Source organism: Chitinophaga sp. NPDC101104, from assembly GCF_050277495.1.
Taxonomy (GTDB): Bacteria; Bacteroidota; Bacteroidia; order Chitinophagales; family Chitinophagaceae; genus Chitinophaga.
Genome location: NZ_JBNNSF010000001.1, coordinates 1,607,778 through 1,627,970, shown reverse-complemented (window position 1 = coordinate 1,627,970; position 20,193 = coordinate 1,607,778). Strand labels below are relative to the sequence as shown.

General features: G+C 56.3%; 15 protein-coding genes. 10 read left to right on the top strand and 5 right to left on the bottom strand.

Annotation, left to right across the window (positions count from 1 at the left end):
- Positions 1–62: 62 nt before the first annotated feature.
- Together galK and ACQKLP_RS06685 are read right to left on the bottom strand one after the other, a co-directional pair.
- Positions 63–1,229: a galactokinase gene (gene galK, locus ACQKLP_RS06690; protein WP_427321261.1), complete on the bottom strand. Its 1,167-nt coding sequence runs from the start codon at positions 1,227–1,229 to the stop codon at positions 63–65.
- Between the two features lie 140 nt (positions 1,230–1,369).
- Complete coding sequence (locus ACQKLP_RS06685) at positions 1,370–2,671, bottom strand: sugar MFS transporter (protein WP_427321259.1); 1,302 nt, start codon at positions 2,669–2,671, stop codon at positions 1,370–1,372.
- 184 nt (positions 2,672–2,855) lie between these two features.
- Between ACQKLP_RS06685 and ACQKLP_RS06680 the strand changes: the two genes are divergently transcribed.
- From ACQKLP_RS06680 to ACQKLP_RS06655, 6 genes are all read left to right on the top strand, one after another.
- Positions 2,856–4,484 carry an MFS transporter gene (locus ACQKLP_RS06680; RefSeq protein ID WP_427321257.1) on the top strand — a complete coding sequence of 543 codons (1,629 nt, stop codon included), beginning with the start codon at positions 2,856–2,858 and terminating at the stop codon, positions 4,482–4,484.
- Positions 4,456–5,421 carry an ROK family protein gene (locus ACQKLP_RS06675; protein ID WP_427321255.1) on the top strand — a complete coding sequence of 322 codons (966 nt, stop codon included), beginning with the start codon at positions 4,456–4,458 and terminating at the stop codon, positions 5,419–5,421. Before ACQKLP_RS06680 ends, ACQKLP_RS06675 begins: the two co-directional genes overlap by 29 nt.
- Positions 5,422–5,445: 24 nt before the next feature.
- Entirely contained in the window at positions 5,446–6,486 is a 1,041-nt protein-coding gene (locus tag ACQKLP_RS06670; RefSeq protein ID WP_427321253.1) for a N(4)-(beta-N-acetylglucosaminyl)-L-asparaginase, read from the top strand.
- A 75-nt stretch (positions 6,487–6,561) separates the two neighbouring features.
- Positions 6,562–7,320, top strand: coding sequence for a copper homeostasis protein CutC (locus tag ACQKLP_RS06665; RefSeq protein ID WP_427321251.1), 759 nt, complete (start codon positions 6,562–6,564; stop codon positions 7,318–7,320).
- A gap of 165 nt (positions 7,321–7,485) precedes the next feature.
- The gene (locus ACQKLP_RS06660) at positions 7,486–8,367 is read left to right on the top strand and encodes an alkaline phosphatase (protein WP_427321249.1); all 882 of its coding nucleotides are present in this window, start codon (positions 7,486–7,488) and stop codon (positions 8,365–8,367) included.
- A 59-nt stretch (positions 8,368–8,426) separates the two neighbouring features.
- The gene (locus ACQKLP_RS06655; protein ID WP_427321247.1) at positions 8,427–9,203 is read left to right on the top strand and encodes an endonuclease/exonuclease/phosphatase family protein; all 777 of its coding nucleotides are present in this window, start codon (positions 8,427–8,429) and stop codon (positions 9,201–9,203) included.
- A gap of 59 nt (positions 9,204–9,262) precedes the next feature.
- On the opposite strand, the gene ACQKLP_RS06650 is transcribed toward ACQKLP_RS06655, so the two are convergent.
- On the bottom strand, positions 9,263–10,024 hold the full coding sequence (locus ACQKLP_RS06650) for a hypothetical protein (RefSeq protein ID WP_427321245.1): 762 nt from the start codon (positions 10,022–10,024) through the stop codon (positions 9,263–9,265).
- A 13-nt stretch (positions 10,025–10,037) separates the two neighbouring features.
- A complete protein-coding gene (locus ACQKLP_RS06645; protein ID WP_427321243.1) occupies positions 10,038–10,172 on the bottom strand; it encodes a hypothetical protein in 135 nt (44 codons plus the stop codon).
- A gap of 179 nt (positions 10,173–10,351) precedes the next feature.
- Here ACQKLP_RS06645 and ACQKLP_RS06640 point away from each other — a divergent pair, with 179 nt between their 5' ends.
- Positions 10,352–13,279: a GH92 family glycosyl hydrolase gene (locus tag ACQKLP_RS06640; RefSeq protein WP_427321241.1), complete on the top strand. Its 2,928-nt coding sequence runs from the start codon at positions 10,352–10,354 to the stop codon at positions 13,277–13,279.
- A gap of 311 nt (positions 13,280–13,590) precedes the next feature.
- Positions 13,591–15,888, top strand: coding sequence for a glycoside hydrolase family 20 protein (locus ACQKLP_RS06635; protein WP_427321239.1), 2,298 nt, complete (start codon positions 13,591–13,593; stop codon positions 15,886–15,888).
- A 249-nt stretch (positions 15,889–16,137) separates the two neighbouring features.
- Here ACQKLP_RS06635 and ACQKLP_RS06630 read toward each other — a convergent pair whose 3' ends face one another.
- A complete protein-coding gene (locus ACQKLP_RS06630) occupies positions 16,138–16,542 on the bottom strand; it encodes a hypothetical protein (RefSeq protein ID WP_427321237.1) in 405 nt (134 codons plus the stop codon).
- A 224-nt stretch (positions 16,543–16,766) separates the two neighbouring features.
- Here ACQKLP_RS06630 and nagB point away from each other — a divergent pair, with 224 nt between their 5' ends.
- Both nagB and ACQKLP_RS06620 read left to right on the top strand, forming a co-directional pair.
- Entirely contained in the window at positions 16,767–18,692 is a 1,926-nt protein-coding gene (nagB, locus tag ACQKLP_RS06625; protein ID WP_427321235.1) for a glucosamine-6-phosphate deaminase, read from the top strand.
- A 124-nt stretch (positions 18,693–18,816) separates the two neighbouring features.
- Positions 18,817–20,190 carry a DNA recombination protein RmuC gene (locus tag ACQKLP_RS06620; protein ID WP_427321233.1) on the top strand — a complete coding sequence of 458 codons (1,374 nt, stop codon included), beginning with the start codon at positions 18,817–18,819 and terminating at the stop codon, positions 20,188–20,190.
- The last annotated feature ends 3 nt before the right edge of the window (positions 20,191–20,193 follow it).

Here is a 20,193-nt window from a genome sequence, read left to right as displayed (position 1 = left end):
TTGTACATTAAAAAAAGCCGGCCGCGATCTGCAGCCGGCTTTTTTGTTGCCTTAAAGATTTTTTATGCCACGGCTTCGGCAGTCAACTGGACTTTGGCGCCGTCTTCGATGGAAGTGATATAGATTTCAGGAGAAACGCCGTAACGCTGCCGGAATTGTTCCTGCACGAAATCGCAGAAATCCGCGACTTTGTCTGTTTGAACGAGGTTGATGGTGCATCCGCCGAAGCCGCCGCCCATCATGCGTGCGCCGGCCACTTCGGGGCGTTGCGCGGCCAGTTGGGCCAGGAAGTCCAGCTCCGGGCAGGATACTTCGTAGAGTTTGCTCAATCCTTCGTGGGAAGCGAACATGAGCGCGCCGGCTTCTTTCAGCTCGTTGCGCTGCAAATGTGCGCAGGCTTTTTCCACCCGCTCGTTTTCCTGGGTCACGTAGAGGCAGCGGTCGTACACTTTGGCGGGCAGTAATTGTTTTTGCAGGATGATCTGTTCCGACGTGAGATCGCGGAGGCTGTTGATACCAGGGTACACATCCCGCAGGATGTTCACCCCTTCTTCGCACTGCGCGCGGCGGACGTTGTATTCCGAAGACGCGAGGGAATGGTGGACCATCGAGTTCACCAGCACCACTTTCACTTCGCCGGAAAACCGGAAGGGGAAATATTGATAATCGAGGCTGCGGCAGTCGAGCAGCATGACGCTGTCTTTACGGCCGTGCAGGTTCGCGAACTGGTCCATAATGCCGCATTTCACACCCGGGAAGGTATGTTCCGCCAACTGACCGATGCGGGCCATTTCCATGCGGGAAAGGTTGAAGTGAAGGAGATGGTCGAGCCCTACGGCCAGGCCGCCTTCCACGGCGGCGGAGCTGCTCATGCCAGCGCCGATGGGGATATCGCCGGTGATGACGCAATCGAACCCTTTCACTTCGTGCCCCTGTTGCTGCAGATGGTACACTACACCTTTGATATAATTGATCCAATCGCCGCCGGGCTCGATGTTTTCGAGGGAGAACGACTGTGTTTCGTCGTTGAACAGGGCGTGGGCGTTGCAGGTGTCCGTACCGTTCAGGGCAATGGCGTACACGATACGCTTGTCGATGGCGGCGGGCAATACGAACCCTTCGTTATAGTCGGTGTGTTCTCCGATGAGGTTGATCCTTCCGGGGGAGCTGACGATGAGGGGCTCCCGGTTGAAACGCTTGCGGAACTCGGCTGTGGCTGTTGCGATCATTTATAAGGGTAAATTTTACACCTAAAAATAATAAAAAGGCGGAGAATTCTGAAAATTGTTGGGCGCGGGTGGTCGGGGGAACGGAAAAGCCCCCGGGACCGTGGTCTCCGGGGGCTTACCATATAATATCCTTACCGGGTTTATTTGGCAGGCAGTCCTTTTTTGTGACCGGCTACGGCGAAATACAGGATCACCAGGTAGCAGGGGATCATGATCGCGTAGGGGATCTGGCGGTTACCGCCCATGGCGTCTACGATGGCTCCGTAGATCAGCGGCAGGATGGCGCCACCGCCGATACCCATTACCAGCAATGCGGAACCGGTTTTGGTGAAGCGGCCGAGCTTATCGATCGCCAGGGGCCAGATGCCGGGCCACATGAGCGAATGTGCGAAGCTGAGGAGGATGATGAAGACGATGGAGGTCATACCACTGGTCAGCAGTGCGCCGGCAGTGAATACAATGCCCATGATCGCGCAGATCATCAATGCGTTTTTCTGGGACAGGACTTTGGGCACCAGTGCCACGCCGAGCATATAGCCTACGCCGAAAGCGAACAGGCAGTAGATGGCGAGGTGGGAAGCTACGTCTTTGGCCAGGCCCGTGTAAGTTCCGTAGTTGGTGAGGGTGTCGATCGCCAGTACTTCCACGCCAACGTAGAGGAAGATGCTCAGTACGCCGATCAGCAGGTAGGGAATGTCGAACACGGATTTGCGGCCGTATTTGTCTGCGCCTCCGGCCTGAGCGGCATCTTCGTCCTGGTTGATTTCAGGCAGATGGGAGCGGCGGACGAAAATGGCGAGCAGCACGAGCACACCGGCCATTACAGCGTAGGGAACTACGAGGCGGCTGGCCAGCAGGTCGAGCTCCGCTTCGCGCTCAGCGCCCACGAGGGTGGCAATTTTGGCGGAAACGGCTTCGGTGTCGCTGAAAAGCAGCTTCGCCAGCACGAAAATACCGATGATGCCGGCCAGTTTATTACAGATACCCATGATGCTAATACGTTTAGCGGCGCTTTCGATGGGGCCGAGGATCGTAACATAAGGGTTGGAAGCGGTCTGCAGGAGCGCGAGGCCGGTGCCCTGGGTGAAAAGCCCGACCAGGAACAGCGGGTACGAACGCATCTGCGCCGCGGGAATGAAGATGAGCGAACCGGCAGCGATGATCAGCAACCCGAGCGACATGCCCCTGGGGAAGCCTATCTTCTTGAGGATCACGGAAGAAGGGATCGCCATCACCACATAGGAAATATAAAAGGCGAAAGTAACGAGGTAAGCGACGGTGTCCGTCAATTCACAGGCCTGTTGCAGGAACGGGATCAGTACGGAGTTCAGCCAGGTCACAAAGCCGAAAATAAAGAATAGCGCCGCGATGATCACCATCGCCTGGGCGTAGTTGTTACGTTGCGCGGCCACGGGAGGAGCTGCAGCTGTCTGATTACTCATGAATGACAAAGGTTGATTGTTCAAGAATGCCACGAACATAATGAACAATTCGCTAAATTCATAAATATATTAGCTAAAACGTTTGAGCAATGTAAAAAAATAAGGTGTTCCGGTTACTTTTTGACCTTTTCTCAAAAAAATAATTATACATTTAGACCCTAATTTTACCAAAATTTAACGGTATATGTCCACGCCACAAAAACAGGGTACGCATCCGTCGTTTTCCGTACTGGTCCTCGTTTTCTTTTTCTGGGGATTCGTAGCGGCCTCCAACAGTATACTCATTCCTTTCTGTAAAGCGCACTTCGAGCTGACGCAAATCCAGTCGCAGCTGATCGACTTCGCCTTTTACGGGGCTTACTTCGTAGGGTCCCTCATCCTCTACCTCCTTTCCGCCATGAAAGGGGTCGACATCCTGAACCGCATCGGTTTCAAGAAAGGGATCATATATGGCCTGATCATTTCCGGCGTAGGTGCCGCCGCCACCATCGGCGCAGTGAACCTCGGCCTGGGCATGACCGACAAAACCGCAGCCTTCTACCTGATCCTGGGCGCCTACTTCATCGTGGCCCTCGGCTTCTCGCTCCAGCAAACGGCCGCCAACCCCTTCGCCATCCTCCTGGGCGACCCCGCCGGCGGCGCGCACCGGCTCAACCTCGCGGGCGGTGTGAACTCTTTCGGCACCACCATCGGCCCCATCATTGTATCCATCCTCCTGTTCGGCTCCGCCAAAGTAAGCGGCGCGACCGGAGACACCGATATCAGCAAGATCAACGTACTGTACCTCACGCTCGTAGGCCTCTTCCTCGCAGCGGCAGGTATTTTCGCAGCTACCAAAATGCCCAAGGGCACGGAAGACGATCATTTCGAATCTTCCCCCAAGGCTACGCGCTCCCTGCTGGGCATCACCCTGATGTTCGTCGTGATCGCCATCGGGACGGGCGTTACCACCCATCCCCTGCCCTACTTCATCGCCGGGATCGTTGGTATCCTGGTGATCCTTTTCTACAGCCAGTTCACGGCCCGCTCCAACGGCGACGGATGGGGCGCCATGAAATATCCGCAGCTCATCATGGGGATGATCGCCATCTTCGTGTACGTGGGCGTGGAAGTGAGCACTTCCTCCAACCTCGGCGAACTGCTGAAAACGCCCGGGTTCCTCACGCCGGAAGGCCTGCATGAATCCGAGATCAGCCCCTATATCTCGATTTTCTGGGGCGGTTTGATGATCGGCCGTTGGACGGGCGCCATCAGCGTGTTCAATATTTCGAAAATCGCCCGCCAGGTGCTGTCGGTAGTGGTACCCTTCATCGCTTACGCCGTCATCCTCGGTGCCAACGCCATGAAAGGGAACGACATCACCATCCTGTACCCCTTCGCGATCTGCATCGTGATCCAGATCCTGGGTTTCTTCTACGGTCAGGAAAAGCCGGCCAAAACGCTGCTCACCTTCGGTGTGATGGGCGTGGCCGCGATGATCATCGGCCTGTTCACAACCGGCCAGGTGGCTACCTTCGCTTTCATCAGCGGCGGCCTGTTCTGCTCGGTAATGTGGCCCTGCATTTTCAGCCTCTCCATCGCCGGCCTGGGTAAATACACCGGCCAGGGATCTTCTTTCCTCATCATGATGATCCTCGGCGGCGCGCTGGTCCCCCCGTTACAGGGCGGTATCGCAGACTCGATCGGCATTCACACATCTTATATCGTGCCGGTGGCATGCTTCGCATACCTGGCATTCTTTGCATTACGCGTAAAATCAATTTTAAAATCCCAAGGAATAGACTATGAGTCAGCAACTAGCGGTGGGCATTGATATCGGTGGAACGAACACTAAATTCGGTATTGTAGACCGTCGTGGCAACATCCTTTGCCAGGACCGCATGTCAACCAAAGCACACGAAGAAGTTACCATGTTTCTCGAAGAGCTGCACCAGCGGCTCACCAAGCTGATCGACCAGGTCGGCGGCATCGAAAACATCCGCGGTATCGGCGTAGGCGCCCCCAACGGCAACTACTATACCGGCAACATTGAATACGCTCCGAACCTGCGCTGGAAAGGCATCGTGCCCCTGGCGCAAATGCTGGAAGACCTCTTCGGCCTTCCCACGGTCCTTACCAACGACGCCAACGCGGCCGCCCTCGGTGAAATGACCTACGGCTCCGCACGCGGCATGAAAGATTTTATCACCATCACGCTCGGCACCGGCGTAGGCAGCGGCATCGTTGCTAACGGACAGCTGATTTACGGCCACGACGGCTTCGCCGGCGAGCTCGGCCACGTGATCGTAGTACCCGGGGGCCGTCTCCATCCCGGCACCGGCGCCCGTGGCTCCCTCGAATCGTACGCTTCCGCTACCGGTGTTACCAATACCGCGCTGGAGCTGCTCGAAGCCCATCCTGAACTGGATTCCATGCTTCGCAACCACAGCCGTGAGGAGATCGATTCCAAGCTCATTTACGAAGCCGCCATCAAAGGCGATAAACTGGCCATCGAGATCTACGAGTTCACCGGTAAGGTGCTCGGGGAAGCGCTCGCCAACTTCGTGATGTTCTCCAGCCCCGAAGCCATCGTGCTGTTCGGCGGCCTCACCCAGGCAGGCGACCTTATCATGCGCCCCGTTCGCGAGCACATGGAAGTAAACCTGCTCCCCATCTTCCAGAATAAAGTTAAATTGCTGTTCTCCGAGCTCAAGGAAAGCGACGCCGCCATTCTCGGCGCCAGCGCCATGGCCTGGGAAATGAAAGATTAACAGTGACATAACCTTTAGTGTAGTATGAAGAGCAGAAGGAACTTTTTGAAAACCGCCGCACTGGGCGCCGCCGCACTTTCGCTGGACGGTATCCCCGCAGCGGCCGCACCGCGCGGCAAGGGCCGTAAACCGATCGTTGTTTCGACCTGGGATTTCGGTATCGCCGCCAACCGTGCCGCATGGGGCGTGCTGGGCAAAGGCGGCCGTGCGCTCGACGCCGTTGAAGCCGGCGTGCACGTGCCCGAAGCCGACGAAAAGAACGTAACCGTAGGCTACGGCGGTTATCCCGACCGCGACGGCCGCGTTACGTTGGACGCCTGCATCATGGACGAGTTCGGGAACTGCGGTTCCGTGGCTGCCATCGAGCACATCAAGCACCCGATCTCCGTGGCCCGCAAAGTGATGGAGAAAACACCGCACGTGATGCTCGTGGGCGACGGCGCACTGCAATTTGCGCTGGAGAACGGTTTCCAGAAAGAAAACCTCCTCACCCCCGAATCCGAAAAGGCGTGGAAGGAATGGCTGAAGAAAGCGGAATATAAACCCGTCATCAATATCGAGAACCAGTCGTACGAAGGCAAAGGCACCACGGCGTTCAACCCGCTGCGCCTGCCCGGCAACGCCTGGAACCACGATACCATCGGCATGGTGGCGCTCGACGCGGCCGGGAACCTTTCCGGCGCCTGCACTACCAGCGGCATGGCCTTCAAAATGCACGGCCGGGTGGGCGATTCGCCCATTATCGGTGCGGGATTGTATGTCGACAATGAAATCGGCGCCGCCACGGCAACCGGTGTGGGAGAAGAAGTGATCCGTGTGGTAGGGAGCTTTCTGGTGGTGGAACTCATGCGCCAGGGATATTCACCCGAAGCCGCCTGCAAGGAAGCGGTTTTGCGCATCGTGAAGAAAAAACCCGCCAAGGCGAAAGAGATCCAGATCGGCTTCCTCGCCCTCAACAAAAAAGGCGAGCACGGCGCGTACTGCCTCCATCCCGGTTTCAGCTACGCCTGCACCACCGGCGAAAAAGAGGAAGAACTCATCAAAGGAAAATATTACTTCCAATAATTTATTGTTGAAACTTTGGATCGGCTACCCGGCAAACGCAGGTAGCCGATCCTTATTTTTGTAAAAATCTGGACTTTGAAAAAGATCACGCTGGAAATATGCGCCACTTCCGTGGCTTCCTGCATTGCCGCAGAAGAAGGCGGTGCGGACAGGATCGAACTGTGCGACAATCTTCTCGAAGGCGGCACTACGCCCAGCTACGGCATGATCGCCGCGGTGAGGGAAAAATGCGGATTGAAGATCTACCCGATCATCCGGCCGCGCGGAGGCGATTTTCTGTATGACGATGCCGAGCTCGATATCATGCAGCGCGATATCCGGGCCTGCAAAGACCTGGGTTGCGACGGTGTCGTGATCGGGTTGCTGACTGCAGATGGAAAGGTGGATGTGGAGCGCACCCGCGCGCTGGTAGAGCTTGCCAGGCCCATGGGCGTTACGTTCCACAGGGCTTTCGATATGACCGACGATCCGTTCCAGGCGCTGGAAGACGTGATCGCCACCGGTTGTGAGCGCATCCTTACTTCCGGCCAGCGCAATACCGCCCTGGAAGGCGCCGCCCTCATCCGTGAGCTGGTGGAAAAATCGGCCGGGCGCATCCGCATCATGGCCGGTTCCGGACTGCGCGCCCACAACGCCGAAGCCCTCGCCAAAGCCAGCGGCGCGCCGGAATACCATTCCACCGCCCGCGATTATATCGACAGCCGCATGGAGTACCGCAATCCCAACGTGAGCATGGGCGGCATTCCCGGCGTGCCGGAATACGGAATTTCCGTGACGCAGGCCCCCATCGTCCGCGCAATTCGCGAAGGCGCTGAAGCCGGCTTGAACGGTTGATCGCCACACGGCGATTTAATGTATACGCCGGTTATCCAAAAACCCATCCTTGTATATAAATATTAAACAAAAGCCAACAATCATTCCCTACATTTATCCACAATTCCGCTTTGTGAAAAACGCGGCAGGGTTAATACATTAAATAAATTTTAAATTAGTCGAAACATGAGAAAAGCTCGCTACTTAGCTTTATTGTTGTGTATGGCGCTTGGCGCGAATGCGCAGGTGAAAGGTGTTAAACATGTGATCCTGATCGGTATGGACGGGCTCGGGGCTTACGCCATGGAAAAATCGGACAACCCGGTCATGAAACAGATGATGGCCGACGGCAGCTGGACGTTGAAGGCGCGCAGCGTACTTCCCTCTTCCAGCGCAGTAAACTGGGCTTCCATGATCATGGGTGCAGGTCCGGAACTCCACGGCTTCACCGAATGGGGCAGCAAAACGCCTGAAGTGGAGCCACGGGAGCTGGACAAATACGGCCTCTTCCCTTCCCTCTTCACGCTGCTGCGCGAGCAAAAGCCCAACGCAGAAACCGGCGTAATCTATTCCTGGGGAGGCATCGGCTACCTGTTCCCGAAACAGGCCGTGAATAAAGATCAAAACTGTCCCACAGACAGCGCCACTACCGAAACGGCTATTGCTTACCTGAAAGAAAAGAAACCGGATTTTCTTTTCGTACATTTCGATCAGCCAGACGGGGTGGGCCATGAGATCGGGCATAACATTCCGCCGTACTATGAACAAGTGCATAAGAACGACGTTTTATTAGGTAAGATCCTCCAGGCCGTGAAAGACGCCGGGATGTGGGACAACAGCGTGATCATCCTTTCTTCCGACCACGGTGGCATCAACAAGGGCCATGGCGGCAAAACGATGGTGGAAATGCAGATCCCCTGGATTTTTACCGGAAAAGGCATCAAAAAAGCCAATGAAGTGACGGAAAGCGTGATGACGTACGATACGGCCGCAACGATCGCATATATCTTCGGGCTGAAAACCCCGCAGAGCTGGACCGGCCGGCCCGTGAAGAGCATTTTCAAATAAAGCGCGATCCGCGCAGATCCGCCACAGCGGCCGATCGCCCGGATCCCATTTACTACTGTATGCAGCGAATTATCTTATATCTGATTTTCATGACCGGCGCGCTTTCGGTGAAAGCGCAGGTCCAGGGCCAGGTGATCAAGGTATTGACCTACAATATCCACCACGCCGAAAACATGAACGGCAAGCTCGATATCCAGGGCATCGCCACCGTGATCCTCGCCACCAACCCGGACCTCGTGGCGCTCCAGGAAGTGGACTCCGCCACCCTCCGCATCGGCAAATCCGACATTCTCAAGGAACTCGCCGATGCCACCGGGATGTACATCTACTTCGGCAAAGCCATGGACTTCGACGGCGGCGGTTATGGCAACGGGGTACTTTCGAGATACCCCATCCAGTCGGCCTACACGCTCCCACTCCCGTCCAAAGGCAAAGAAGGCGAACCGAGATCGGCCGCCATCGTGACGGTGCAGCTCCCGGGCGACAGCCTCCTGCGCTTCGCATCGGCCCATCTCGATCATACGGAAGACCCGGCAGACCGGCTCTCGCAGGTACAACTGGTCCTGCAGCAACTGCACCGTTCTCCCGTTCCCCTCGTGATCGCCGGCGATTTCAACGCCCTGCCGCCATCGAAAGAGATCGCCCAACTGAAGGCGCATTTCACCGACGCTACCGAAAAACTGGGGCCCACCTGGCCATCTGACAAGCCCACCCAAAAGCTCGACTACATCCTGCTTTCCGGGAAAGGGCGCTGGCATGTGAGCGCAGCCGCCGTGGTGGAAGAAACCATCGCATCCGACCACCGGCCCGTGATCGCGGAACTGCTATTGAAGTAGGCACACGGACAACATAATAAAAAGGCTCCCTGACCGGGAGCCTTTTTCGTTTGCGGTAGTTACCATGTCCAATGGCCGAACCAGTCCAGCCCCGGGATCGTGTATTGGTATGTGATCGTTGGCGTGAAGGGAGGATATTTTTGCGTGATGCGCCTGTAACAGATCGCCACCCAGACCTGGTCGCGGTTGGAATCGTTCCACCGCGCCAGGCGCGGCACGCGCATCGTGAAGCTGCCCTCGCTGAAGGCTGCGCCGCCCATGCCTTTTTCCGGCAACAGGTTGACGTAATCCCGGTCTTCGATGTAAAAGTAGAGTGAGTCGGTCATACCCTGGTAAGGGGTCGTGCTCCAGGTGAAATGGTACTCGATATCGATGTATGGCGACGCTGCTGTGACGGCGCAATCGATATGCGGCAGTAATTCGGGATTGGAAGGATTGGTGGAGCCGACGATGATGGACCCGGTAGACGCGGCGCCGCTCGAAGGCTGGACCTTCACCGTGATCGTGGCGCCGGGCGTGCACCACATCGTAGTGTTGTAGGAAATACTGCCGGTATGCGCCGTTTGCGTGGGGCCGCAGCCCGAGATCGTGAGGGTATACGGGCCCTGGAATTGCCCCATATCATCGTCCCAATCCACATTCAGCGTGCCAGAAGACTGATTGTAGCTGATGAGCACAACCGTGCTCCCTAATGTTTGTAAGGTCGATGAACGGGTATCGCGCAAACGGGGCTCCGCCTGCGGCTCGGGCATGGAAGATTTGCCGCATCCTGCGGCGGCCAGCGCCACCAGGGCGCCAGATAAGTAAGCAACAATTTTCATGAGGATAATGGTTTTAATCGTTTTGGAATGTGGTGGCTACGAAAATGAAATGATTGCGGGGGATGGATTCGCTTTCGGGCAACGTGTAATACCGTGAAAGCCAGGCATTCCTGGTCGTCGCAGACCGGAAGGGAAGGGTCTTTTTCATAAGGGAATTGTTTTAAGCTGATATAAAATAAGGAAATCCCGTCATCCGTCCTACCCCTCCATTCATCATTTTTCAATACACTAAAACGTTTTAGCGAATCATTTTCCTTATTTTAGCTTTTTACGACCGGGCTGCATCTATGCCGCGGCGCCGGCGGTTGGATATTAAAAAAACAGTGAATGAAAAAATGGATGGTTTTGCTGGCCCTCGGGCTGGCATCTGCCGCGCAAGCACAAACCGTGAACTATGCGCAGAAAGTAAATCCCTTTATCGGCACAGGCGGCCACGGCCACACGTATCCCGGCCCCAGTATGCCTTTCGGCATGGTACAGCTCAGCCCTGACACCCGCCTCAAAGGCTGGGACGGCTGCTCCGGGTACCATTACACCGATTCCCTGCTCTATGGCTTCTCCCACACCCACCTCAGCGGCACCGGCATCGAGGATTACTGCGATGTGCTGCTCATGCCCGTTACCGGACAGCCCGCGTGGAACAACGAAGCCTACGCCTCCCCTTTCTCCCATGCCAACGAGAAAGCCTACGCCGGCTTCTACAGCGTGAAACTCGACAAATACGACATCCGCGCCAGTCTCACCGCTACCCGCCGCGTAGGCCTGCATAAATACGAATTCCCCCCCTCCGCAAAAGAAGGCCACGTACTGCTCGACCTCTACCATCGCGATATCGTCATCCATTCTTCCCTGAAAGTGATCAACGACTCCACCGTTGTGGGCATGCGCACTTCCACCAGCTGGGCGAAGGAACAGATACTGTATTTCGCCATGAAATTCAGCCAACCGTTCCGCAGCCACACCGTGGCGTTGGGAGACACCACCAAAGGCGCGCTGCAACAGGCCGAAGGGCGCAACATCAAGGCGTACTTTACGTTCGGCGTGAAAGGTCCCGTCTACGTAAAAGTGGCCATCAGCGGCGTGAACGAAGCCGGCGCCATGAAAAACCTCGACGCCGAAATGCCCGGCTTCGACTTCGACGGAACGCTCGCCAACGCAGTATCGGCATGGAATACAGAGCTCGGCAAAATCGAAGTGAAAGGCGGAACGCCCGATCAGCAAACCATGTTCTACTCCGCGCTTTACCACGCCTGCCTCAATCCCAACCTCTACATGGACGTAGACGGGCAGTACCGCGGCACCGACCTGAAAGTCCACAAGGCCGAGGGTTTCGAGAATCATAGCGTGTTTTCGCTGTGGGACACCCATCGCGCCCTGCACCCGCTCATGACCATCATCAATCAACGCCGGACCAACGACTGGATCAATACCTTCCTTGCCCAATACAAAAACGGCGGCATGCTGCCCGTCTGGGAACTGAGCGGCAACGAAACGTTCTGCATGATCGGCTACCATTCCGTGCCCGTGATCGTGGACGCCTACCAGAAAGGCATCCGCGGATATGATGCGAAATACGCACTGGAAGCCATGCGCAGCTATGCGGAAGGCACCCGCTTCGGGATGCAGGACTACATCCGCCAGGGCTACCTCAGCATGGATACGCAACCTGAATCCGTGTCGCGCACGCTGGAATATTCGTACGACGACTGGTGCATCGCACAGATGGGAAAAATGCTCGGCGATATGGAAGTGCATGATCGCTACATGCGCCGGGCGCAATCGTACAAAAACCTCTACGACGCGTCTACCGGGTTTATGCGCGGCAAGATCGGCGCCAGGTGGATGAGCCCCTTCGTTCCCACGGAAGTGAACAACTTCTTCACCGAAGCCAACAGCTGGCAGTATAGCTTCTATGCCCCGCAAGACGTAAGCGGCCTCATGAAACTGAACGGTGGCAGGGAAAAATTCATCGACAAGCTGAACCATCTTTTCACGACCGAAGATCAACTTTCCGGCCGCCACCAGAGCGATATTACAGGGCTTATCGGACAATACGCGCACGGCAACGAGCCCAGCCATCATATCGCGTACCTGTTCAACTACGCCGGCCAGCCCTGGAGAACGCAGGAGCTGGTGCACCAGGTCATGAACACCATGTACCATAACGCGCCCGACGGCTTGAGCGGCAACGAAGACTGCGGACAGATGAGCGCCTGGTACATCATGAGCGCCATGGGCATTTACCCCGTGCGCCCCGGCGACGGCCTCTACAGCCTCGGCACGCCCGCATTCGACGAAGTGAAGATCCATCTCGAAAGCGGCAAAACCTTCACCATCAAGGCGCACCACCTCAGCCCGAAAAACTTTTACGTGAAAGGCGTTAGCCTGAAAAGCGCGAACGGAAAAACGGAAAATCTCAGCACTTCGGTTATTCCCCACAGCGCCATCATGGAAGGCGGCGAACTGACGTTCGACATGAGCGCCACGCCCAACAAAGCCTGGGCCACCGGCACTAACGTGCCCGTTAGCGCCATCACCGAAGACCTCATCGTGGCCGTTCCGTATGTAGTGGCTGCGGAAGACCGGTTCAAAAATTCCATGTCCGTTACACTGAAAGCGGTGGAACCGAACACTTCCATTTTCTATACGCTGGACGGCAGCACGCCCGATAACAAATCGAAAAAATATACCGGCCCCGTTACGCTGAAAAAATCCGTGCGCCTCAAAGCCGTGGCATTCCGCAACGGTAAATACAGCCAGGTGACGGAAACGCCTTTCTACCTCATCCCTACCGACAAAACCATTACGGTGCTGTCGAAAATCCACCCGCAGTTTACTGCCGGCGGGCCAGACGGGCTGATCGACGGGATCCGCGGGCGGGAAGATTTCCGCCTCGGCGCATGGCAAAGCCATTACCCGGGAAACCTGGAAGCCATCGTAGACCTGAAATCGCCCCGCCAGCTGAAGAAACTCGGCCTCGGCGTGTTGCAGGATATCGGTTCTTGGATATGGTACCCCACGCAGGTGGAGTTCCTGCTGTCCGACGACGGTAAAACCTTCCGATCGGCCGGTGTGGTGAAAAATACCTTCTCCCCGCGCGAGCATGGCAGCTTCATCCAGGAGCTGAGCCTCCCGGTGAACGCGAAAGCCCGGTACGTGAAAGTGATCGCTACGTCGATCGGCGTAATCCCCGACTGGCACCCCGGAAAGGGCGAGCATGGCCACATTTTCGCGGATGAAATTACGATCGAATAAAAACCAGGGAGGACTGACAATCCTCCCTTTTTCTTTGGTGAAAGCAGATTGACAGCAATAAAAAAGGAGCGTTCGAAATGCTCCTTTTTTTTATGATCGTGCGTTTACAATCCGGACTTGGGGCGAACATTTTGCTTGACTGCCGCCGGACGATATGCAGAATGACAGGAATCCGCCGGCGACTGCGATAAACTTTGTATCTTATCCGCCTGAAAATCATCAATGATAAGCCGAAGGGAAAACGGCCCTGCCAGAAAGGAGCGCTCCGCGCACAGGGCCCATTGTTCCCGACATAAAACCATCGACAGACAATGACCATTAAAACGCTCGTTATCGCACTGCTGGCCCTTGCCGGCCTCGCGTCCTGCGGCACGCACGGGCCCGAGGGCACCGCGCCCAAGGCGCCCGTACAGCTCATTCCCATGCCCGCAAGGCTCACCGAGTCGGCAGATTCCTTCCTGCTCGACAAACAAACCGTGCTCGTCGCCGCCACCCCGGCCGATCGCAAAACGGCCGAACTGTTCAACGAATGGTTCAGATCGCTCGCAGGGTTCGAACTGAAGATGCAGGACAGCGGATCGATGAACGCCATCGTGTTCAGGACGCGCCCCGCTGCGGAAAAAGCCATCGCCGAAGCTTACCGGCTTAAAGTCGGTAAGGATGTTGTGACGATCGACGGCGACGATGAGGCCGGTACGTTCTACGGCATGCAAACCCTCATCCAGCTGCTGCCCGTGCAATCCGCCACGGCGTACTGGCTGCCCGGGGTCGACATCTCCGACCAGCCCCGCTTCGCCTATCGCGGCCTCCACCTCGACGTTTCCCGTCATTTCTTCCCCGTTACCTTCGTCAAAAAGTACATCGACCTGCTGGCGATGCATAAAATGAATACTTTCCACTGGCATTTAACCGACGACCAGGGCTGGCGCATCGAGATCAAGCGTTATCCCAAACTGCAGGAAATCGCCAGCAGAAGAAAGGAAACCCTCGACGGAAGGCTCGAAGACAATAAATTCGACGGCAAGCCCTACGGCGGGTTCTACACCCAGGAAGACATCAAGGACGTTGTGCAATATGCGGCCGACCGCCATGTGACCGTGATCCCCGAAATCGAAATGCCGGGCCATGCACTCGCCGCGCTGGCAGCGTATCCCAGCCTGGGCTGCACCGGCGGGCCATACTCCGTTGGCACCAAATGGGGCGTGTTCGACGACGTTTTCTGCGCCGGCAACGACTCCACCTTCCTGTTCCTGCAAAACGTTCTGGAGGAAGTAATGATCCTCTTCCCTTCCAAATACATCCACATCGGCGGCGACGAATGCCCGAAAGTGCGCTGGGACAAATGCCCCAAATGCCAGGCCCGCATGAAAGCCAACGGGCTGAAGGACGGTCATGCCCTCCAGAGCTACTTCATCCAGCGGATGGAAAAATGGCTGAATGAAAAAGGGCGCCAGATCATCGGCTGGGACGAAATCCTGGAAGGCGGCCTAGCCCCCAACGCCACTGTCATGAGCTGGCGCGGGATGGAAGGCGGCATCGCGGCGGCGAAACAGCACCACGATGTCATCATGACGCCCGGCAATTTCGTGTATTTCGATTATTACCAGTCGCTCGGCAAAAACGAACCGCTGGCCATCGGCGGGCTCACGCCCGTGAGCAAAGTATATAGCTTCGAACCCGTTCCCGAAGGCCTTTCCGCCACCGAAGCCGCTTTCATCAAGGGCGCGCAGGCCAACCTGTGGACGGAATATATCGGCAGTCCGGAGCATGCGGAATACATGGTGTACCCCCGCGCCGTGGCGCTGGCCGAAGTTTTATGGTCGCCCAAAGACAAGAAAGATTACGACGGTTTCCTCGAAAGGCTCAAACGCCACCTGCCCCGGCTCGATAAAAAAGCCGTGAACTACGCCAAGCACGTTTTCGAAGTGCGCGCCAGCGTGGAAAACGACGGGAAGAACGGCGTGCAGGTGAAGCTGGATTCCAAGCTGGACGGAGGAAAGATCGTTTTCACGACAGACAGTTCCGCGCCGGACGCGGCTTCCACGCCATATACCGGCCCCATCCCCGTCACCAAAACGGGAACCATCCGCGCTACGGTGCTGCAGGACGGCAAGCCTTACGGCAACGACTGGCAGCAATCGTTCGTGTTCCACAAAGCGATGGGCAAAACCGTGACCCTCGCCAAAACGCCTCACCAGAACTACAACCCGGGCCCGTTTGCGCTCGTGAACGGCATCGAAGGCGTTACGTCGTTCACCGACAACCAGTGGACCGGCTACAGCGGTGGTACCATGGAAGCGGTGGTTGACCTGGGAGATAGCACAGACATGGCGGTGGTGGGATTGAATTACCTCGCCAACCGGGAGCAGTGGATCTATCCGCCGAAAGAGATCGTGATTTCGGTGTCGGAAGACGGGAAGCATTACAAGGAAGTGATGCAAAGAAAAGATCCCGGCGGCACGGGCATCATTCACATCCGCGAGCGGTTGCAGGAGGTGAAAGGCCGGTATGTGAAATTCACCCTGCGGGCGCTCGGTAAGATCCCGGACGGCGCCCCCGGCGAAGGCCAGGCGGCCTGGCTGTTTGTGGACGAACTGATCGTGCAGTAAACCGCCGGCGGGCTGAATGTCAATAATCGCCGGATGGCCTGGGGATGGAAGCTTACCGCTCCCCCCCCGGTTATCCCAACAATAAGCAATAAAAAGGCCGGCCCGGTTTGAGACGGGCCGGCCTTTTTACTTTAGCTGACCACCGTTCAAGAACGGCGGACTTGTTTCTTCATCTGTATGCTATTCGTGACTCTATTTGAAAAGATGATGAGGTGCTATGTTTGATGATGATGAGGTGCGATGATGTGATCAATGCGCGACCCAAAGGGTCCATTTTGCGTCGAATTTGTACCACTCGCCCCGGGGGCCCTGCCACTTCCATTCGGGTACTTCTTCGAAATTTTTGCCGGCGTCGGCCGTCCACCACAACTTCCCTTCCCCGATTTTGAGCCAGCGGTCCTGTTTATCGGCCCACATCCCGTCCGTCACCTCCGCCCATTCGTGCCCGTCGGGGCTCCACCAGATGCGGGCGTTGCGGTCGAGCCGGTACCAGAAAGACTTCCCTTCCTTATTGGCCGCCCAGGAACCGGATTTGGACTTTACCCAGTTGACGTTGCGGGTGGCCGCGGCCGGCGGGTCGGGAAAAGCGGCTGATGATGCGCCGGTTGCGTGCAGCAGGAGGGCGCTGGCCACAAATATTAAAATTCTTTTCATGCGTTGGGCGTAAAATGGGTTTGGTTACTGACGGTTATGGGTTCCGTCCGGGGCCGGGGCCGGTCGGGGATCATTCACTGCTAATAATTACGGAGGATAAAAGGGTTTGGATTTGACGGGAGGAAAGCGGGAAGGAAATAGTTAATCATAAATTTTCGAGAACATTACCTGTATTTTATTTAATTTTCCGGCTCGTTTTTGAAAACGCATTAAAAAACTGAACAATGACCATTAATCACCAGGAAATTGAACTGATCGACAGTTTCGAACAGATTTCCGTGGACATTCACCCTGATGCCAAAGCGGGTTCCAAAGCCGTAGCCAGGGAGATCGCTGCTCTTATACGCGAAAAGCAGGCCGCCAACGAGCCCGCCGTATTAGGTCTTGCCACCGGATCCACTCCGAAGTACCTTTATGCTGAACTCGTTCGTCTTCACAAAGAAGAAGGACTGAGCTTTAAAAACGTAGTCACTTTCAACCTCGACGAGTACTACCCTATCGAGCCGGATGCTTTGCAGAGCTACAACCGGTTTATGAAAGAACACCTGTTCAATCATATCGACATTCCCGCAGAAAATTACAACATCCCCGACGGCACTGTTCCCAAAGAGCAGATCAAGGCTTACGCAGAAGCGTACGAGCGCAAGATCGAGACCGTTGGCGGCATCGATATCCAGATTTTGGGCATCGGGAACAACGGCCACATCGGCTTCAACGAGCCCGGTTCGCAGCCTAACTCCCACACCCGCCTCGTAACGCTGGACAACAGCACCCGCCTGGCCAACGCCTACGAGTTCTCCAACATGAGCCAAGTGCCCCGCCTCGCCATCACGGCCGGTATCGGCACCATCATGAAGGCGAAGAAAGTGATCCTCCTCGCCTGGGGCCAGCACAAAGCCAAGATCGTGCGGCGCTCCGTGGAAGGCTCCACCACCGACCAGGTGCCCGCTTCCCTGCTGCAACAGCATCCCAACTGCAAATTCGTCATCGACGAGCAGGCCGCTTCCGAGCTCACCCGTAACAAGGAACCCTGGCTCACCGGCGACTGCGAATGGACGCCGAAGCTCACCCGCAAGGCCGTTACCAGCCTGGCGCTGAAGCTTAACAAGCCCATTCTCATGCTCACCGACAAAGATTACAATAATAACGGCCTGAACGACCTGATCGTGCAATACGGTTCGGCATACGAACTGAATATCAAGGAGTTCAATGCCATCCGCGACACCATCACCGGCTGGCCCGGCGGCAAGCCCGGCGCAGAACTGCCCAACCATCCCGAGCGGTCGACCCCCGAGCGCAAGCGCGCCCTCATCTTCAGCCCGCACCCGGACGACGATATCATTTCCATGGGCGGTACCTTTATCCGTCTCCATGAACAAGGTCATGATGTACACGTTGCGTACCAGACTTCCGGCAACATCGCTGTTACCGACGAGTTTGTGCTCCGTTTCATCGACTTCGCCGTAGGTTTCGAAGGCATGTTCGACATCGACCGCAGCAAGAGCTCCCAGATCCTGGAGAACGCCAAAGCGTTCATCGGCAGCAAGAAGCCCAGCCAGAAGGATACTCCGGAAATCCGCGCCATCAAAGGCCTCATCCGCCGCGGCGAAGCGAAAGCCACCTGCCGTTACGTAGGCGTGGGCGACGATCACGCGCACTTCCAGAACCTGCCTTTCTACGAAACCGGCCTGGTGGAAAAGAAACCCATGGGCCCGGAAGACGTGCAGCTGACCGTGGACCTGCTCCGCGAGCTGAAACCCCAACAGGTCTACTGCGCCGGCGACCTCGCCGATCCGCATGGCACCCATAAAGTTTGCCTGGACATCATCTTCGCCGCGCTCGACATCGTGAAAAACGACGACTGGGCGAAAGATTGCTGGGTTTGGCTCTACAAAGGCGCATGGCAGGAATGGGATATCCACGAGATCGAAATGGCGGTGCCCATGAGCCCCGACCAGATCATGCAGAAGCGCCTGGGCATTTTCATCCACCAGAGCCAGAAAGACGTAGTTCCCTTCCAGGGTGCCGACGCACGCGAGTTCTGGCAACGTGCCGAAGAGCGCAACGCCAACACCGCCGAGCTGTACGACAAACTGGGCCTGCAGAAATATGCGGCCATGGAGGCTTTCGTACGCTACCACTTCATGTAAAAGTCAACTTTGGAGATATGTTTGATACGGTCCGGGCAACACGCCCGGACCTTTTTCGTTTTATGCACAGGTGTGCATAATCCGGTGAGCACCGCATCGTTATGATTCGTTAACTTTGATCGATATGACATTAACCCTCCTTTCCGTACTGATCGCAGGGCTGTTTGCAGGCGGCCTGGGCGGCTTTCTGCTCCTCCGCAGGTTCTACGCCCCGAAAGACGAACTGGCCAAAATGCTGAGCCGCGAACAGGTAGACGAAGGATATGTGAGCCGGGAAATGTACGACAGCACGCTTTTCACCCTCCATCAGCGCGACCAGGAACTGAAAGCACAGGAAGGCGAGTTGCGCACCCTCACCGCCAGGCTCGCCGCGGCAGACAAGGAAAAGGAACAGTTATCCGGCCTGGGCGAGCAACTGAAAAAAATCCACGAAAGCAACCGGCAGGAATTCTCGAACCTCGCGGCCGACATCCTCCGCCAAAAAAGCCGCGACCTCCTGGAAACGAACAAACTTTCCCTCGACCACCTGCTGGCGCCGCTGCAGACCGACATCGGGCAGTTCCGTAAAACCATCGAGGAAACGCGGAAAGAAGACATCCACGACCTCACTTCCCTCAAGAAAGAAATCGAATCCCTCCAGCAACTGAACCTCCGCCTCAGCGAAGACGCACAGCGCCTGGCAAGCGCCCTCAAATCCGACGTGAAAGTGCAGGGCAACTGGGGCGAAGACCGCCTCCGCCTCATCCTCGAAGCCGAAGGCCTCCAGAAATACATCGATTACACCAGCGAGGAAGTCCACCGAGATCATGACCAGCAGCGCAACTTCAGACCGGACTTCATCCTGAAACTGCCCGACGGCAAGCACCTGGTGATCGACAGTAAAGTTAGCCTCAACGCCTACGTCGCCTATTTCAACACGCAGGACCCCGCAGAGAAAAAAATCCATCTCAAACAACTCGTCCGCAATATCAACGAACATATCGACGAGCTTGGCGCCAGGAATTACCAGCGCCTGGGCACCCTCAAGTCCCCCGACTTCGTTTTCATGTTCATGCACTTCGAGCCCGCGCTCACATTGGCTTTGAACGAAAGCCCGGAGATTTTCAACCGCGCGCTCAGCAAAAAAGTGGTACTCATTACACCGTCTACCCTCGTGGCCACGTTCAAAATCGTCCGCCAGTTGTGGCAGCATGAAAACCGGGCGCGGAACGTAGATGAGATCTTCCGCCAGTGCGGATTACTGTACGACAAATTCATCCTGTTCCTGGAAGAAATGCAGGGAATGGGCGAACATATCAATAAAGCCGGCGTTGCTTATGCCGAAGCCATGAACAGGCTGAAGGAAGGCAAACGAAAAGGCGATACCATCATCGGCAAACTGGAACAAATCCGGGACCTGGACGCAAAAACGACCAAATCCCTGCCGAGAGACATTGCCAACGACATGGACATCCGCTTTCCCGACGACGGGCTGAAAGCGGTCCACGGGAATGTATGACGG

Bases quoted from the DNA above. Each gene is read 5' to 3' on its own strand.
- ACQKLP_RS06650 (WP_427321245.1), bottom strand. From the start codon at position 10,024: ATGAAAATTGTTGCTTACTTATCTGGCGCCCTGGTGGCGCTGGCCGCC.
- ACQKLP_RS06685 (WP_427321259.1), bottom strand. From the start codon at position 2,671: ATGAGTAATCAGACAGCTGCAGCTCCTCCCGTGGCCGCGCAACGTAAC.
- nagB (WP_427321235.1), top strand. From the start codon at position 16,767: ATGACCATTAATCACCAGGAAATTGAACTGATCGACAGTTTCGAACAG.
- ACQKLP_RS06635 (WP_427321239.1), top strand. From the start codon at position 13,591: ATGACCATTAAAACGCTCGTTATCGCACTGCTGGCCCTTGCCGGCCTC.
- ACQKLP_RS06670 (WP_427321253.1), top strand. From the start codon at position 5,446: ATGAAGAGCAGAAGGAACTTTTTGAAAACCGCCGCACTGGGCGCCGCC.
- galK (WP_427321261.1), bottom strand. From the start codon at position 1,229: ATGATCGCAACAGCCACAGCCGAGTTCCGCAAGCGTTTCAACCGGGAG.
- ACQKLP_RS06620 (WP_427321233.1), top strand. From the start codon at position 18,817: ATGACATTAACCCTCCTTTCCGTACTGATCGCAGGGCTGTTTGCAGGC.
- ACQKLP_RS06630 (WP_427321237.1), bottom strand. From the start codon at position 16,542: ATGAAAAGAATTTTAATATTTGTGGCCAGCGCCCTCCTGCTGCACGCA.
- ACQKLP_RS06645 (WP_427321243.1), bottom strand. From the start codon at position 10,172: ATGAAAAAGACCCTTCCCTTCCGGTCTGCGACGACCAGGAATGCCTGG.
- ACQKLP_RS06675 (WP_427321255.1), top strand. From the start codon at position 4,456: ATGAGTCAGCAACTAGCGGTGGGCATTGATATCGGTGGAACGAACACT.
- ACQKLP_RS06640 (WP_427321241.1), top strand. From the start codon at position 10,352: ATGAAAAAATGGATGGTTTTGCTGGCCCTCGGGCTGGCATCTGCCGCG.
- ACQKLP_RS06660 (WP_427321249.1), top strand. From the start codon at position 7,486: ATGAGAAAAGCTCGCTACTTAGCTTTATTGTTGTGTATGGCGCTTGGC.
- ACQKLP_RS06655 (WP_427321247.1), top strand. From the start codon at position 8,427: ATGCAGCGAATTATCTTATATCTGATTTTCATGACCGGCGCGCTTTCG.
- ACQKLP_RS06680 (WP_427321257.1), top strand. From the start codon at position 2,856: ATGTCCACGCCACAAAAACAGGGTACGCATCCGTCGTTTTCCGTACTG.